Source organism: Caldicellulosiruptor acetigenus, from assembly GCF_026914305.1.
GTDB lineage: Bacteria > Bacillota > Thermoanaerobacteria > Caldicellulosiruptorales > Caldicellulosiruptoraceae > Caldicellulosiruptor > Caldicellulosiruptor acetigenus.
The window spans coordinates 1,444,485-1,461,204 of sequence record NZ_CP113866.1; the positions used below are offsets into that span (position 1 = coordinate 1,444,485).

Sequence of the window (16,720 nt, forward strand, 5' to 3'; positions counted from 1 at the left end):
ATTTGTTAAGTTAATATCTTGACAAGATATCTTCAACATCATCCACACTCAATTTCCCGTAAACAGTATTGTCAATCACAACAACCGGTGCCAATCCGCAAGCTCCTAAGCATCTTGTCGCTTCAATTGAAAATTTACCATCTTCTGTTGTTTCACCTACATCAATCTTTAAAAGTTCTTTTAACTTATCCAAAATCTTGTCTGCACCCTTAACATAGCAAGCTGTACCCATGCATACACTTATCTTATGGTCACCTGTCGGCTTTAACGTAAAGCGTGTATAAAATGTTGCAACACCGTAAACCTCTGCCATAGGTATATTGAGTCCTTCTGCTATTCTTTTTTGAACCTCATATGGCAAGTATCCAAAAAGTTCTTGTGCCTCATGCAAAACTGGAATTAAAGCTCCTCTTCTTGATTTATTCTTTTCAATAATCTCATCAAGCTTTTTAAAATTCTCTTCGGTCAGATTCTTTCCCTGGCAACAAGACATAAATCTGCATCCCCCTTCTATTGTTAGAAATTTAACATACTGAGTTAAAACTACTGTTAATATTGTAACATACAACGGGTTATAAATGAAGTATAAATTTTGGAGAATTTAATCGAAAAATATTGTATACAGTATATCACTTTCAATAAAAAATTCTCTTTCGTTTATCTCCCACAAATGATGAGCATCTGAGGAGTGGAGAAAAATATAATCTCTGTTTTGAGGAAGAAACTTGGCAAATTCTATTTCAGTGGTCTTTGATACCTCTAAAAAGGTCAAATCAGTTAGCTCTTCGGGCAAAAAGCCAAGCCTTCCAATTACGCCAAAAGACTGTCTGTTTATGTGGGCAGGGACAAAAATCATATTGTAGAATTTAGAAACCTCATAAATCTGTTTTAAGTTTAGAGTAAGTGGTTGAAGAAGAAGTTTTTCATAGCTTCCGATTATATTGTCCTGTGTATCAACAGTGTATTGATTACCATAAATGTCTTCTCTGAGCTTTACAAAAGGCAAATGTTTGTCAATAATGCTCTGAAATTCTCTTATAATCGAAACATCTTTGTGCTTAAAATACAGCAGAACATGAATCTCCTCTTCTGTTTCAATCTCAACCCCAGGTATAAACAAGATATCAAGCAAGTTTGCCACTTCTAAAAAACTTTCAAGGTTTAAGGTAGAGTTATGGTCTGTTACTGAAATAACATCTAAGCCCTTTATCTTAGCCATATTTATTATATTATGTGGCGTCATATCATTGTCTGCACACGGAGAAAGCAACGAATGAATATGAAGGTCATAATATAGCTTCATTTTTATCTTCCTTTTCTTTAAGAATCAGCAGCCTTGCTGTTTCAAAATGTGAAAGTTCTGTTGTAAAAATTGGAATTTGCTGCTCTATTGATTTTTGAAGCATATCAGAGTCGGGTTTTACTCCTTCTGTTAAGATTATTGCTTTTACTTCTCTGAGAGTTGCTATGGCAACCACATTCACATTGTTTTGAATGGTAATCCATATACTGTTGTCCTTAATATGCGATATTGCGAAACTCAAAACATCTCCAATGTACACATTTTCATACTGCTCATCCTTTACAATCCCATTTGCCAATTCAAAATACCTGCCTAAATCCAAAATGCTTGGCACTACTCATCATTCCTTTCAAGTGATGGTGGCAGTTTATTCGAAAGCTCAACCATCTTGTTTGCAAGCTCTTTTATGTTTTCCCTGAGAATAAAGATACAATCTGTGTCATTGGCAAAACCACGCACTATATCCTCGGCAAGAGTTTTGCATGTAGGTGACCCACAAGCCCCACAGTCCAGTCCCGGCAACATACTGAGTATATTATTTACCTTTTCAAACTTTTCCATAGCTCTTTCAATGTCAGAGTCAAGTTCAAGCACAGGATTTGTTTCTAATTCTTTTTCAAAAAGAACATCCTCAAGCTTGAGAGAAAAACTATTAATAATCTCCTCTGTCCACGCTGAAAGACTCTCTTCTTTGTCTTTTAATTTGGAAGACAATCTTTTAATACGATTTTTGGCAACATACGGATTTTCTACTGCAAGAGGCCCTCCAACACACCCGCCACTGCAAGCAAGACCTTCAAAATATACGATGTCTTTGAGTCTGCCATTTTCAATCTCCTCTAAAACTTTTGCCACGTTGTGAATACCATCTACATTTACATACTCTTCAATTTCCAACGCTAAACTTTCACCGCCTGAGGCTGCCCATCCAATACCTTTGCCTGAGGCAATTGAAAGAGGCTTTATATCTTTTATTTCTCTGAGCTTGCTTCTTACAAGTCCATAAACATCTTTTATCGCTATTACCCCATCAACATATGAACGCTCAAAACCAAGTGGACTATTTACATATGTCATCTTTGCTGCACATGGAGATATAAAAAAAGCTCCTATTTTGTCTTCTTCAATCCCCTTTTCTCTCTGTATCTTTTTCTTAGCAATATATGCAGCAACTTCCATAGGCGAGGCAATTGGCAGGATATTCTCTATTAGGTCTGGAAATTTTGTCTGGATAAGCCTGACAACTGCCGGACATGCAGAGGAAATTATTGGTTTTTTGTTTTTTTCAGATAGAATGAACTGCTTTGTGAAGTAGGTTACTATTTCAGCTGCTTTTGCTACCTCAAATACATCATCAAATCCAAGTTCAAGCAAAGCATATAGTAGCTTATTTACATCATCAACCTCAAATTGGGCGTAAAATGAAGGTGCAGGCAGTGCAATCTTATATTGAAATTTATTGATTTCTTCTAAACTGTCAGTAATGGCATATTTTGCATGGTATGGACATGTCCTTATACATTCCCCGCAATCTATGCACCTTTGGTCAATAATCCTTGCTTTTGAGTTTCGAACTCTAATGGCTTCAGTTGGACATCTTTTAATACAGTTTGTACAACCTTTACATTTCTCTTTGTCAAGCATTATAGAATGCAAATTTTTCATTTATAATTCACTTCCCTACATTTCAAAGATGGTCATTTATTGTAAATAATCATATATACTCTTGTACCCTTGCCTTTTTGTGAATCAATCTCAAAGTAATCTGAATACTTCTTCATGTTTGGAAGACCCATACCCGCTCCAAATCCCAAGTTTCTTATTTCTTCTGGAGCGGTGGAATACCCTTCTTTCATTGCAAGCTCTATATCTTCAATCCCAGGTCCATTGTCTTGAGCTATTACTTCAATCTTATCTTTTGAAATTATGGCTTTTAAAATACCACCAACAGAATGTATAACAATATTCATCTCCGCTTCATAAGAGACAATGGCAACTTTTTTGAGTATCTCTGGTTTTACACCAAGTTTTTTTAAAGTCTCTTTAATCTTAGAAGAAGCTTCACCTGCTAATATAAAATTGCCTGGTTCAATCTCAAATTCCAGCTCAAGCAGCATCTTTCTCAGCAGCACCCTTCTTTCCCAAGTCCGTTTTCATAAAGTATCCCACATGCTTGAAACATTGGATAGTCGGTTCCAAGAAGAGCTATACACTTTTCTTTTGCAAGTTTTAACATCTCTTCAGATGGTTGTTTGCCTCGAACAATTATTACAGCTTTTATATCCATCATCTCTGCAGTTCTTATCACTTGAGGATTTACAAGACCTGTCAATAAAATCACCTTTTCTTTCACAAATGCCAAAACGTCGCTCATAAGGTCAGAACCACATGCATTCAAAAATTCCTCGCTACATAGCTCTTCCGGCTCGAAATAAACCTTGCAATTTAGAAGTTCCTTTATTTTTGTTAATTTCATAACAAAAACCTCCAAAATTTTACTTTTTCTCACCTAATGTTTCAAAAGCTTGGTTGACAATTTCTTCTATTGAAATGTCAACCATGTTATTTTTGGTCTCGTCCTCCATTTTAATATAGAGGAGATATTCTATATTTCCCTCTGGCCCTGTGATTGGCGAATATGTCAGACCCTTGATTGAGATTCCGAGCGAAAAATAGTGATCAATTACCTTTTTGATCACATTTTTATGAGTTTCCTTAGACTTTACAACTCCTCTTTTTCCAACCTCCTTTCTTCCTGCTTCAAACTGGGGTTTTATCAGCAAAACGCTTTCTGTACCATTCTCCATGAACTCTTTTACCTTCTCTGCAATTAGGTTCAAAGAAATAAAGGAGACATCGCATACTATAATATCAATTTTATCCTGAATACTTTTTCTATCAAAGTACCTAAAATTAGTCTTTTCAAAATTTACTACTCTCGGGTCCTCTCTTAACTTCCATGCAAGCTGACCATATCCAACATCCACACAGTAAACCTTTTTAGCACCATGTTGAAGCAAACAGTCTGTAAAACCTCCTGTTGAAGCACCAATGTCAAGGGCTATTTTGCCTTCAACAGAAATTCTAAAAAACTCTAAAGCCTTTTCAAGTTTAAGACCGCCTCTGCTGACATATTTTAGTGGCTCTTTTATTATTATCTGGCTGCTTTCATCTATCATTTCTCCTGCTTTTTCTATCTTTTGATTATTCACATATACGTTACCACTCAAAATTAATGCTTTTGCCTTTTCACGTGATTCTGCCAAACCTTTTTCAACAAGAAGTATATCAGCCCTCTTTTTCAACTCTCTATCAACTCCATAACTACTTTTGTTAAGTTTTCTCTGTCCATCCCGAGCATGAAATAAAGCTGAGAAATTGAACCATGAGGAATAAATCTATCAGGTATAGCTATGTGCCTAATCTCTGGTGATTTTTCTTCAGCTATAATACTTTTTATTTTTTCACCAAGCCCTCCGATAATACTGTTGTCCTCTACAATTAAAATCTTTTGATGTGTATTTATTATTCTTTTTATAATCTTGGTATTCAAAGGTTTTATAAATCTTACATTTACCAGTGTTACATCCAACTTGTTTTTGCTAATAATATCATACAACATTGAAACATGTCTTCCAATAGAAAATATGGCCAGATTCTTTCCTTCTTTTAATATCTCTGGTTCAGAAAGTTTAATTTCATCATAAAGACCTACCTGTTTGCAGCTCCCGCGCGGATATCTTATTGCAATAGGTCCGTCCTGATAAAAAGCTGCAAATTCCAGCATCATTTCAAATTCTTTTGTATCCTTTGGCACCATCAATGTCAAGTTTGGAATTAGGCTCAAATACGATATATCAAAACTTCCATGGTGTGTCTCTCCATCCTCGCCAACAAGACCTGCTCTGTCTACACAGAAGACCACATTCAAATTTTGAAGACACACATCATGAATAATCTGGTCAAAAGCTCTTTGTAGGAAGGTTGAATATATAGCAACAAACGGTTTAAATCCCTCTTTAGCAAGGGCACCTGCAAAAGTGACCGCATGTTCCTCTGCTATTCCAACATCAAAAAACCTTTGAGGATACATCTTTGCAAACTTGCTAAGACCAGTACCATCAGGCATTGCAGCGGTGATTGCTAATATCTTTGGATTGCACTTGGCAAGCTCGCAAAGTTTATCACCTAAAACCTCAGAAAATGTCTTTGAAGTATTGTCAGATAAATGATTTCCAGTTTCTATGTCAAATGGCGGAACACCATGGAACTTTTCTGGAAACCTTTCAGCATGTTCATATCCTTTACCCTTTTGGGTAACCACATGGACCAAAACAGGTCTCTCAAAATCCTTAACACTTTCAAATACTTCACAAAGCCTTTCTATGTCATGACCGTCAATAGGTCCATAATATTCAAATCCAAGCGCTTCAAACAAAGTCCCAGGAAAGAAAAAATATTTTAAACTTCCTTTTACCTTTCTCACAAACTTACTCAAGTTCTTTCCAACAACCGGGATTCCTTCTACCAAGCTATCAGCAGCCTTTTTCAATTTAAAATAACGTGGTTTTGTTCGTACCTTTGATAGATATTTTGCAATCGCACCAACATTTTTGGAGATTGACATGTCATTGTCATTCAAAACAACAAGAAGCTTACCATTGTACCTGCCGGCATTATTGAGTCCTTCATATGCAAGCCCCCCTGTTAAAGCTCCATCTCCTATTACCGCAATCACATTGTGGTTTTCCTTTTTAAGATCACGTGCAACTGCAAATCCCAGTGCAACAGAAATAGATGTGGAACTGTGTCCAGTATCAAACGAGTCATAAATGCTTTCTTTTGACTTTGGAAAACCGCTCAAACCACCAAATTTCCTTAAAGTATTAAATTTTTGTTTTCGTCCTGTCAAAATCTTATAAACATAACATTGATGTCCTACATCCCACACAATTTTATCTTTTGGTGGGTCAAATACTTTTAACAGAGCAAGAGTCAGTTCAACAACTCCCAAATTTGCTGCCAAATGTCCACCTGTATTGGCGATGTTATATAACAGAAATTCTCTTATTTCTTCGGCAAGTTCATAAAGTTCAGATATACTCAATCTTTTTACATCTTCAGGATAGTTTACCTTTTCTAATATACCCAATACTTCTCACTTCCCAAACTACATTTTTAAAAATATTCCAAGAATCTTTCCGCTTATTTTTACAATCTCATTACTCTTTTTGATTGCAAAATATTTTCCAATTGATTTGCCAGATATTGTTATAGCAGCAACCATTGCAGTCAAAAGTATTGAAAGAAGAATGGGATTAGCTTTGCTATTTTTTGCTATATAAAATACAATACTTGCAGAAAGTGCTCCACTCAATATTCCGCATATATCTCCTATAACATCGTTGCAAATAGAAGATACTTTGCTTGCATTTTTTATGAGCCATACACTCACCTTTGCACCTTTTACTTTCTTTGCAGCCATTGCGTGAAAAGGAACCTCATCAGCTGCGGTTGTAGCAATACCAATTATGTCAAAGATTATTCCTAATAAAATTATACAAAATAAAAGTATGAATGAAATTGTCACAGGTAATCTTTCTGATACATAGCTTGAAATGTAGTTTAGAGTAGCCGACAGTAAAAACGATAAAATAAACAATATTAGTGTCCATTTGAAATATTCTCGCTTTTTATTCTGCATTTTCTTCTTATTTTTCATTTTTCATCTCCCAAGACATACTATTTGAAAAATATATAAATTTATTGGGATAGGGTGATTTTACGAAGGGTAAATTTTGCGGCTTAAGGTCTGGTAGGATTTCCCCCAAACTTACCTCCCGTCGCCAGGAGGCGGTTTCCCTTTAAAAGTTTGGGTGTGCGGTTGCCCAACACACAACCAGATCGCCACTTAGTCCGCACTTTAATCCCCTTCGTAAAGCCAAATACTTGGCACAGCCTAGGAGCTTTCCTCGACAGAGGGCATGCTTTCTAGCCTCTTTTGCGAAATAGATTTCAGGCCTCAAGACCTTCCTAAAAACGGGCCCTATTTTTAGGAAGGCCAGAAATTCGGCCATCCGTCTATTCCGCTCAAGGCAGGCTACACTACCCCAAGCACATCCTTCCTTAAAAAAGGACGCATCTGGCGGTAGGTTTTACTAACGCACAAAAAGCTTATTTCTTTTTGTGCGTTAGCCTCCACGGGAAAAGGGTTGCATCCTGCATGCCATTGCAGGACTCCCTTAACCCTTACTCCCAGCTTCAACCCCTGACTGGGCGTCAGAAGCCGAAACCAGGAACTTCATCGGTGTGCCCTTTGGCGGATTTTTAGGCCCGCCTTCGAAAGCAGCCACTCTGACTAGGATACTGCATCACCCTATCCCATTTTAACGTTCTTGATTATTCAGTTTTCAGAATAATATTATATCACAGCTTTTGTTTTGCTTCAAATCATTATTGTGGCAATCAATATTCCAACTACAGCTCCTGCAAAGACCTCTGTAGGTTTGTGACCTATGAGCTCCTTTAGTTTATATTGAGGCTTGTAATGTGGTGAAAGATAAATCTCAATTATCTCGTTCAAAGTCTGTGCCTGTTTCCCAGCCTCTCTTCTTACTCCTGCCGCATCGTACATTACAATTAAAGTGAATGTTAATGAAATAGCAAAATTGGTTGAGCTAAAGCCATCTATAAGCCCCACAGCAGTTGAAAGCCCACATGCAAACGCTGAATGAGAACTCGGCATCCCTCCGGAGCTTATGAACCATTTGAGGTTGAGCTTTCGTGTCATGATAAATGCTATCACAATCTTTAAAAACTGTGCAGCAAACCAGCTGACAACACCAACCTCAAGCGCCTTATTCTTTAAAATCTCTAATACAACCTCTCTCATCTTCCCCTCAACCAATCCTCTTAAGATTTGCATAGGACAAAAGTAGCCTTTTCTGTCCAATATTTTCAAAATCTACTACTGCCTCTCTCCTATCATCTGAAAGCCAGATAACTTTTCCAACTCCAAACTTTCCGTGCTGGACCTTGTTTCCAACCTGTAGATTGCTAATAGAAACATCTTCAGCTTGATTAATCTTGACAGAAAATGTTTGGTGAGTTTTAGTAATAGGACTATAAATAACTTGAATGTATTTTTGAGGAATCTCCTCAATGAAACATGACTTTTGCCGTGAAGAAAACCTGCCAAATACTCTTCGATTGTTAGCATATGTCAGAACAAGAAGCTTTTTTGCTCTGGTAATTGCAACGTAACACAGTCTTCTTTCTTCTTCAAGTTCCTTTTCAGCCTCAACAGGTTCTTCTGCCCTAACAAGCGGAAACAGTCCTTCTTCCAGCCCTGTGAGAAAGACAACTTCAAATTCCAATCCTTTTGCAGCATGAACTGTCATAAGCGAAACTTTTTCTTCTTTTTGAGTATCTTCCTCTTCAGAACTCAAAGTAATAGAGTTCAAAAAGTTTTGCAAGGTTGGCTCTTCATTTTCTTCTTCAAAAATAGCTGCAGCGCTTATAAGCTGCTCAATATTCTTGGCTCTCTGAAACTCTTCTTCACTTTTGCTACTGAGCAAGCTTTCTAAATACCCTGTCTTGTCAAGCACAAGTTTGATGGCTGAAGATACAGACAAATCCTCTGCCTCAGCTTTCAAATCCTCTATCAGCGAGATAAAGCTATTTAGTTTTTCGTATGTCTTTTTGTCAAAATCAAACTTTGCTCGCTCGAGTAAGACGGTATACGCAGAAACATTATATTCTTCGCTCAAAGCCTTTATTTTCTCTATTGTACTGTTTCCTATACCCCTTCTTGGGACATTGATAATCCTAAATAGACTCAAATCGTCATGCGGATTTGTGATAAGTCTCAAATAAGCAATTATATCTTTTATTTCTTTTCTTTCATAAAATCGCAAAGTACCCACAACTTTGTATGGCACAGAATAAGCCGAAAGTGCATTCTCAAAGTTTACAGACTGAGCATTTGTTCGGTAGAGTACTCCTATTTCTGAAGGTGAAAGTCCGCTTTCAATAAGATTTTTCACACTTGATGCAACAAACTCTGCTTCATTCACTTCATCAAAAGCTGAGTATAGAAAAATCTTTTCACCCTCGGTGTTGTCTGTCCACAACCTTTTAGATTTTCTATAATAGTTGTGTTTTATAACCTCATTTGCAGCTGAGAGTATTGTCTTTGTAGACCTGTAGTTTTTTTCTAATTTTATTACCTTGGCATCGCTAAAAACCTTTTCAAATTCCAAAATATTTTTTATATTTGCTCCTCTGAAACTGTATATACTCTGGTCGTCATCACCGACAACACAGACATTTCTGTGTTTTTGTGAAAGTAAATAAATAAAATAAAACTGAGCATGGTTTGTATCTTGATACTCATCTACCAAAATGTATTTAAACTTATTCTGATACTTTTCCAGAATGTCAGGGTTTGTTTCAAAAAGAACTACAGTGTAATACAGAAGGTCATCAAAGTCAAACGCATTGTATTCTTTTAAAAGTTTATTGTAAAGTTTATACACCTCAACAACACGACCATCAACATCACCGTATCTGTATACATCAGAAGGTCCGATTAGTTGATTTTTGAAATTACTAATCTGCCTTGATACATATCTGATATCAAGCTTTTCTGAGTCGATGTTTAGCTTGTCAAAGCACTCCTTTAAAAGCTGCTGTCTATCCTGTGTATCAAATATTACAAAGTTGTTTGAAAATCCTATATTATGAGCTTCCATTCTCAAAATCCTTGCACACGCAGCATGAAAAGTAGACACACACATTTCTGAAAATGACTGAGTGCTAACAAGCCTTTTTATCCTTTCTTTCATCTCATCAGCAGCTTTGTTTGTAAAAGTAATTGCAAGGATATTGCCCGGATTTGCTAACCCCATATTCAATATATATGCTATTCTATATGTTATGACACGAGTTTTCCCTGAACCTGCACCAGCCAATACTAAAAGCGGCCCTTCTGTTGAAAGAACCGCCTCTTTTTGCTGCTCATTTAGTTCTTTTAACCATTCCATCTCTTTCTACTCCCGCAAACTTATATTGTAGTTTTTAAGCTCATCCAAGATTTTCTCTTGAATCTGGTTAATATCACTATCTGAAAGTGTTTTTGATTTTGACCTGAAAACTGCTTTATAGGCATAGCTTTTGAAACCTGGCTTTATTTGTTGTCCTTTGTACACGTCAAACAGACGAAACTCTTCTAAAATGTCAGAGCTATATTTTTTGAAAATTTCTTCAATTACCCTGCTTTCTACATCATCTGGCACAACAAATGCATAGTCCCTCTCAACAGCAGGATATTTTGGAAGCGGAGCATACCTTTTTTCTTTCTTTTCCGCATCAAGCAGCTTATCTATATAAACCTCTGCATATACAACTCTTGCGGGTATGTCAAACCTTTCTAATATATCCGGATGGACTTCTCCAATGTAGCCAATGAGAAAACTTTCCTCGGTATAAATCTTTGCTGAACGTGTAGGATGCAAATTTGGATTTTGATGTTGCGATGAAAACTTAACATCTTTTATTCTCAGCATGTCAAAAAGATTTTCAAGTACACCCTTTAGAGAATAAAAATCCTGAGCCGAACTTCCTATTGCCAAAACAAGTTTTTCTTGCGGAAGTTTTTCGTCTGACTTTTTAAATACTGTAGATAGCTCAAATACTTTCACATCTTTTATATTTCGCGATATATTGAGATAGATTGTTTTTAATATGGAAGACAAAAGCTGCATTCGCATAATCGAAAAATCTTCACCAAGTGGATTTGAAATCTTGACAGCATCATCCAAGTTATACCCTTTTAAAACCTCATAAACCTTTGGCGATTCAAATGAATACGAATAAATCTCATAATAACCGCTATTGGCAAGGAAATTTTTTATACTATTTACCATTTTTTGCTTATGAGTAAGCCCCGAAGATATAGCATTTCCCATGAAAACCCTTGAAGGTAGTTTATCATACCCATATATTCTTATCACTTCTTCAGAGATGTCGGCCATATCTTCAATGTCAGTCCTAAAAGGTGGTATTATAAATACTTCTTTTTCTTTATCATACTCTATTTCAAGCCTGCTAAGAATATTCAAGACCTTACCTTTTTCAATCCTAAGACCAAGAAGCTTCTCTATATATGAAAAATCAGCTTTTACTTCTACTTGCTGCCATGGGTCAACATAGGTATCTACAGCTCCTTTTACAACCTCGCCTGCTCCTATTTGTTCGATAAGAGCACACGCTCTTTGAATTGCAAGTTCTGCAAAGTATGGGCTCAAACCTTTTTCAAACCTGTTTGAAGCCTCTGTTCTAAGCCCTAAATATCGTGCTGTCCTTCTCACCATTGCGGGATTAAAAGTTGCAGACTCTAAAAGTACAAGTGTTGTACTCTCATCAACCTCAGTATCTAATCCACCCATCACACCTGCAACTGCTATAGCCCTTTTCTCATCTGCAATAACAATGTCAGATGAGCGCAAAACCCTCTCTGCTCCATCAAGAGTTACAATCCTTTCGCCGTCGTTTGCAAGTCTTACAAAAACGTTTCTGCCACAAATCTTGTTGAGGTCAAACGCGTGAAGAGGCTGGCCCATCTCAAGCATTACATAATTTGTTACATCAACAATATTATTTATCGGCCTTACACCGCAAGCTACAAGTCTTCTTCTCAGCCACAGAGGCGACTGTCCAATCTTTACGTTTTTTATCACTCTTCCCATATATCTTCTACAAATCTTTTTGTCCTGAATTTCAATACCATCTATATAATTTTTTACTGGCTCATCTGCCTCTTTAAAGTTCAAATTTGGAAATTTAAGGGGTTTGTTTAATATAGCAGCTATCTCTCTTGCAATACCCACAACGCTCAAACAGTCGGGCCTGTTTGAGGTTATTTCAAAATCAATTATCACATCATCTATTCCAAGTGCAATCTTTATGTCAGTCCCTATCATGCTGTTGTCCATACCTTCAAGAATAAATATGCCATTCTCATCAGCATATGAAAACTCGCCGCGGGTAAGCCCAAGCTCCTCCAGCGAACACAACATTCCTTCTGATACTATCCCCTTGAACTCAAGAACATCAATTGTTTTGCCATTTGCCAAAACGGCTCCTGGCTTTGCCACAGGAACATATGAGCTTGGTTTTACATTCTTTGCTGCAGTGATTATTGTAAGTATTTTATCTTTTGTATCTACTTTGCAAACAAAAAGATTTTGGTTATGAGGGTGCAAAGAAATTTCCAAAACTTTACCTACTACTACATTTTTAATATTCTCAAGTCTCTTTTCATATCCCTCTACCTTTGTTCCGCTCATAGTAAGTTTGTCAACAAGCTCATCTACCGAACACTCTATATCAACAAAACTTTTTAACCATTCCAACGAAACCTTCAATACCTTTCACTCCTTTTGTATCAAGTTTTTTATCTGAATTGTTTCAAAAATCTCAAATCATTTTCGTAAAAGAGTCTGATATCTTCAATCTCATATCTCAAAAGCGCTATTCTCTCAACTCCCATACCAAACGCAAAACCAGTATATACATCTGGGTCAATTCCACAGTTCAAAAGAACCTTTCTGTGAACCATTCCTGCACCAAGGATTTCTATCCAGCCTTCACCCTTACACGTTCTGCATCCTTTCCCACCACAGAAGATACATGAAATATCAACCTCGGCCGACGGTTCAGTAAACGGAAAATGGTGCGGTCTGAACCTGACCTTCGTCTGTTCACCGAAAAATCTCTTTGCAAACACTTCAAGTGTCCCTTTCAAATCAGCCATTGTAACCCCTTTATCAACAAACAGTCCTTCTATCTGGTGAAAAATGGGAGAGTGTGTGCTGTCCACCTCGTCTGACCTGTACACCCTTCCCGGAGAAATTATCTTAATTGGGGGTTTTTTACTTTTCATGACCCTGATTTGAACAGGGGAAGTATGCGTCCTCAAAAGCACATCGTCAGAAATATAAAAAGTATCCTGTGTATCTCTTGCAGGATGGTCAGCTGGGATATTCAGTGCTTCAAAGTTATAATAATCAAGTTCCACCTCTGGTCCTTCTGCAATTTCATATCCCATGTTCAGAAAGATTTCTGCTATTTCATTTTGAACCTGGGAGAGGATGTGAATGGCTCCTATTTCTACTCTTTTGCCAGGTATAGTAACATCAATGCGTTCACTTTGTATCCTTTTTTGTTTTTCTTCCTCTAAAAACCTTTTTCGCAGGGTAGCAATGTTTTCCTCAAGGTACTCTCTTAGACTATTTAATTCTTTTCCCATTTGAGCGCGGATTTCTGGTTCAAGCTTTGATAGCTCTTTCAGTTTACTTTTCAAAATACCTTTTTTGCCTAAATATTTGATCTGAAAATCTTCAAGTTCTTGCAAATTCTTGATTTTTGATAGTTCTTCCACACATTGGCTTTTTAAATTTGCTATGTCAGTGTTCAATATTACACACCACCTTTTTGTATTTTTATTGGATTATTTCTCCTTTGACATATTGTTCATAAGCCTGTGTAATCTTAACCTTGTAAATTTCACCAGGTACTATCATATGACTTTTTCTCACTAACGTACGGATATAATTTCCCGAATATCCTTCATAATATCCGTCAAAATCAGAATCCTGTTCAATTAAAACCTCTAACCAATTGCCAACAAACTTCTTGTGAAATTGATATGCAAGATTTGCTGCCACTTCTTTCATTATCTTGCTTCGTCTTTCTTTTTCTTTGCTATCTACTTGGTTTGGCATCTCATAGGCTTTAGTGCCCCTTTTTGGCGAAAATCTAAACACATGAATTCGTGAAAAACCTATTTTCTGAACAAACTCTAAAGTAGCATTGAAATCTTCTTCTGTTTCGCCCGGAAAACCCACTATAATATCAGTGGTGAATGCTACATCCTCCCATTTTTCTCTTATTCTATCTACTATACCTTGATACTGTGCTGTAGTGTAATGCCTGTTCATAAGCTTCAATATTTTATCACTGCCACTTTGAAGAGAAAGATGCAAATGATGGCACAGTTTATCAAAACCAAGTAACCTCTCTATAAACTCATCATTCATTATAACCGGCTCTAAAGAACTTAGTCTAATTCTCTTAACACCTTCAATCTCATTTACCCTCTCAATAACATCTATAAGTGTTACCTTTCCATCCAGATCCTTCCCATAAGCTGAGATGTTAATTCCTGTTATGACAAACTCTTTGTATCCCTTCTGAACAAGCCTTCTGACCTCTTCTTCTATGCTTTTTAAACCTCTGCTTCTAACTGCCCCCCTTGCATATGGGATTATACAATAAGAACAAAACTGGTCACAACCTTCTTCTATCTTTATAAAAGCACGGCTGTGCTCATTAAATTCTGATATCTTGAGCTCTTCAAATGCTTCTCTTTTGTATTCTCCATCTATTGCTACAATTTTCTTTTTGTCCTCCAAATATTGTCTAACATAATCTACAATTCTTTGTCTATCTTTGGTGCCAATTATAATATCTACATCTTCTATCTTTTCAACCTCTTGGAGATACACTTGCGGATAGCATCCCATCACAACCACAATACTTTGCGGGGAAAGTTTTTTAGCCTTTTTTATTGCCTGTCTTGACTTTCTATCGCTTATGTTGGTAACTGTACAGGTATTTATCACGTACACGTCTGCCTTGCTGTCAAAGTCCACAATCTCAAACCCATTTTCTTTAAAAAGTTCAGCCACTGCTTGGGTTTCATACTGGTTGACCTTACATCCAAGTGTATAAAAGGCAATCTTCAATTTAATTTGTTCACCTCCACATTTAAGTTATATTATAATATTTAGCAGCCAATTAGTGAAGAGCTAAAAATTTATCTTCAATTGTTATTTTTCTATGAAAAAAGGGTATAGAAAATGTGTAAGGAGTTAATTGATTTAAAGCTCATAAACATGATATGATAAATAATGAGTATTATTTTTGTTGTGAAGGGAGGAATTTAAAATGAAAACAGTAACAGTAAAGCTGAACACAATCGATGCTGTCAAGAACTTTGTCAACATTGTTAGCAAGTACCCGTTTGATATTGACCTTACATCAGGAAGGTATGTTGTTGACGCAAAATCTATCATGGGAATATTCAGTTTAGACCTCAGCAAACCTATCAAGGTAGAGATTCACTCAGACAATTGCGATGACCTACTCAAAGAGCTCGAACCGTTTATGGAAAAATAAGAAAAAATAAATTTAGCGTGGATTTTACGTCCACGCTAAATTTATTTTTGTCTCATTCTCTTTTCAAACAATTTTTCTTTTATTCTATCCCATAAAGATTTTCTTTGACATTCTTGTAATGCAACAATTGGAAAACTCCATTTTTCACCTTTGAGATATAAATTTAACCCACCAACCACCTTGTTTTTTTCAATGGGTGCTTCTGCCACCTGCAAAAGTACCTCTATTTTTGGCAGACAATTTAAGTCTACTACCCAGTATCTTTGATATGTTGTTCCAACTTTTATCCAATCATTTATCCCATTTTTAACTTTTACATAACCTATTTCGCCAGGTAGAAGCTTTATCACTTTAAAATTGCTATAACAATAGTCGAGAATCTTTCGCGTATCATTCCACATATCCGGAGCATTTAAAACTACGCATATGACTCTAAAATCATCTCTGCAAGCAGAAGTGACAAGACACCTACCAGCCTTTTTTGTAAATCCAGTCTTTACACCTTCAGCCCCCGGATATAATCTTAACATCTTGTTTTTGTTCTTCAAGATTCGATTGTAAGGTCTTGTTGTCCATGGTACTTCTTTTTCTGTGGTCTTTACTATCTGCCGAAAAATTGGATTTCTCATAGCATATGCGGCAAGTTTCGCCAGGTCGTGAGCTGTTGTATAGTGCTCACCTTGTTCTAAGCCATGTGGAGATGAAAATACGGTATTTGAAAGTCCAAGCTCTTTTGCTTTCTTGTTCATAAGATTGACAAATCTTTTTACATCACCGGCTGTTGCTATTGCCAAGGCGACAGCAGCATCATTCCCAGAAGAAAGCATAAGTCCATATAAAAGGTCTATTATTTTCAGTTTTTCTCCTTTTTCGAGGTACATAGATGAGCCTGGAACTCCTACAGCCTGTGGCGGAATTTCAATTTCTTTGTTTACATCACAGTTTTCTAACACCAAGATTGCTGTCATTATTTTGGTTGTGCTTGCCATCGGAAGTTTTAAATCCTTGTTTTTTTCAAAGAGAATCTTTCTTGTTACCCATTCAATAGCTATGGCAGATTTAGAGCTTATCTGTGGTAAATTCTTTTTTTCATTTGCATAGCATATCTTACCAAATGTTGTAGTTATTATTATCGCAAATACAAGAACAAATGCCCTTGCTTTCATTACAAAAAGA

The 16,720-nt window shown here is 36.5% G+C and carries 16 protein-coding genes; 1 reads left to right on the forward strand and 15 read right to left on the reverse strand.

Translation table 11 applies throughout. The annotated features are described in order from the left end of the window. Positions 1-10 precede the first annotated feature (10 nt). From nuoE to mtaB, 14 genes are all read right to left on the reverse strand, one after another. A complete protein-coding gene (gene nuoE, locus OTK01_RS07175; RefSeq protein WP_013432578.1) occupies positions 11-493 on the reverse strand; it encodes an NADH-quinone oxidoreductase subunit NuoE in 483 nt (160 codons plus the stop codon). 108 nt (positions 494-601) lie between these two features. Continuing rightward, a complete protein-coding gene (locus tag OTK01_RS07180) occupies positions 602-1,303 on the reverse strand; it encodes a PHP domain-containing protein (protein ID WP_013432577.1) in 702 nt (233 codons plus the stop codon). Beyond that, positions 1,287-1,637 carry a DRTGG domain-containing protein gene (locus tag OTK01_RS07185; protein WP_029227575.1) on the reverse strand — a complete coding sequence of 117 codons (351 nt, stop codon included), beginning with the start codon at positions 1,635-1,637 and terminating at the stop codon, positions 1,287-1,289. The genes OTK01_RS07180 and OTK01_RS07185 overlap by 17 nt, the downstream gene beginning before the upstream one ends. Next, positions 1,637-2,968, reverse strand: a complete 1,332-nt coding sequence (locus OTK01_RS07190; RefSeq protein WP_029227574.1) for a [Fe-Fe] hydrogenase large subunit C-terminal domain-containing protein — start codon at positions 2,966-2,968, stop codon at positions 1,637-1,639. Before OTK01_RS07190 ends, OTK01_RS07185 begins: the two co-directional genes overlap by 1 nt. Positions 2,969-3,000: 32 nt before the next feature. Continuing rightward, positions 3,001-3,420 (reverse strand): ATP-binding protein, encoded by a 420-nt coding sequence (locus OTK01_RS07195; RefSeq protein WP_014042200.1) that lies wholly within the window; start codon positions 3,418-3,420, stop codon positions 3,001-3,003. Between the two features lie 5 nt (positions 3,421-3,425). Then, positions 3,426-3,779 (reverse strand): hypothetical protein, encoded by a 354-nt coding sequence (locus OTK01_RS07200; RefSeq protein WP_013412023.1) that lies wholly within the window; start codon positions 3,777-3,779, stop codon positions 3,426-3,428. A 19-nt stretch (positions 3,780-3,798) separates the two neighbouring features. Further along, a complete protein-coding gene (locus tag OTK01_RS07205; protein WP_029227573.1) occupies positions 3,799-4,608 on the reverse strand; it encodes a TlyA family RNA methyltransferase in 810 nt (269 codons plus the stop codon). After that, on the reverse strand, positions 4,605-6,455 hold the full coding sequence (gene dxs / locus OTK01_RS07210; protein ID WP_029227572.1) for a 1-deoxy-D-xylulose-5-phosphate synthase: 1,851 nt from the start codon (positions 6,453-6,455) through the stop codon (positions 4,605-4,607). The genes OTK01_RS07205 and dxs overlap by 4 nt, the downstream gene beginning before the upstream one ends. A gap of 18 nt (positions 6,456-6,473) precedes the next feature. Next, positions 6,474-7,025: a hypothetical protein gene (locus OTK01_RS07215; RefSeq protein WP_013432571.1), complete on the reverse strand. Its 552-nt coding sequence runs from the start codon at positions 7,023-7,025 to the stop codon at positions 6,474-6,476. Between the two features lie 723 nt (positions 7,026-7,748). Beyond that, positions 7,749-8,195 carry a divergent PAP2 family protein gene (locus OTK01_RS07220; protein ID WP_029227570.1) on the reverse strand — a complete coding sequence of 149 codons (447 nt, stop codon included), beginning with the start codon at positions 8,193-8,195 and terminating at the stop codon, positions 7,749-7,751. 7 nt (positions 8,196-8,202) lie between these two features. Further along, entirely contained in the window at positions 8,203-10,347 is a 2,145-nt protein-coding gene (locus OTK01_RS07225; protein WP_029227569.1) for an ATP-dependent helicase, read from the reverse strand. A 6-nt stretch (positions 10,348-10,353) separates the two neighbouring features. Further along, on the reverse strand, positions 10,354-12,729 hold the full coding sequence (gene pheT, locus OTK01_RS07230) for a phenylalanine--tRNA ligase subunit beta (RefSeq protein WP_029227568.1): 2,376 nt from the start codon (positions 12,727-12,729) through the stop codon (positions 10,354-10,356). A gap of 29 nt (positions 12,730-12,758) precedes the next feature. Continuing rightward, positions 12,759-13,781 carry a phenylalanine--tRNA ligase subunit alpha gene (gene pheS / locus OTK01_RS07235; RefSeq protein WP_029227567.1) on the reverse strand — a complete coding sequence of 341 codons (1,023 nt, stop codon included), beginning with the start codon at positions 13,779-13,781 and terminating at the stop codon, positions 12,759-12,761. Between the two features lie 25 nt (positions 13,782-13,806). After that, positions 13,807-15,111: a tRNA (N(6)-L-threonylcarbamoyladenosine(37)-C(2))-methylthiotransferase MtaB gene (gene mtaB, locus OTK01_RS07240; protein ID WP_029227566.1), complete on the reverse strand. Its 1,305-nt coding sequence runs from the start codon at positions 15,109-15,111 to the stop codon at positions 13,807-13,809. Between the two features lie 202 nt (positions 15,112-15,313). On the opposite strand from mtaB, the gene OTK01_RS07245 reads away from it, so the two are divergent. Beyond that, on the forward strand, positions 15,314-15,544 hold the full coding sequence (locus OTK01_RS07245) for an HPr family phosphocarrier protein (RefSeq protein WP_013290567.1): 231 nt from the start codon (positions 15,314-15,316) through the stop codon (positions 15,542-15,544). A gap of 41 nt (positions 15,545-15,585) precedes the next feature. On the opposite strand, the gene OTK01_RS07250 is transcribed toward OTK01_RS07245, so the two are convergent. Beyond that, on the reverse strand, positions 15,586-16,710 hold the full coding sequence (locus tag OTK01_RS07250) for a D-alanyl-D-alanine carboxypeptidase family protein (RefSeq protein ID WP_029227565.1): 1,125 nt from the start codon (positions 16,708-16,710) through the stop codon (positions 15,586-15,588). Between the last annotated feature and the right edge of the window lie 10 nt (positions 16,711-16,720).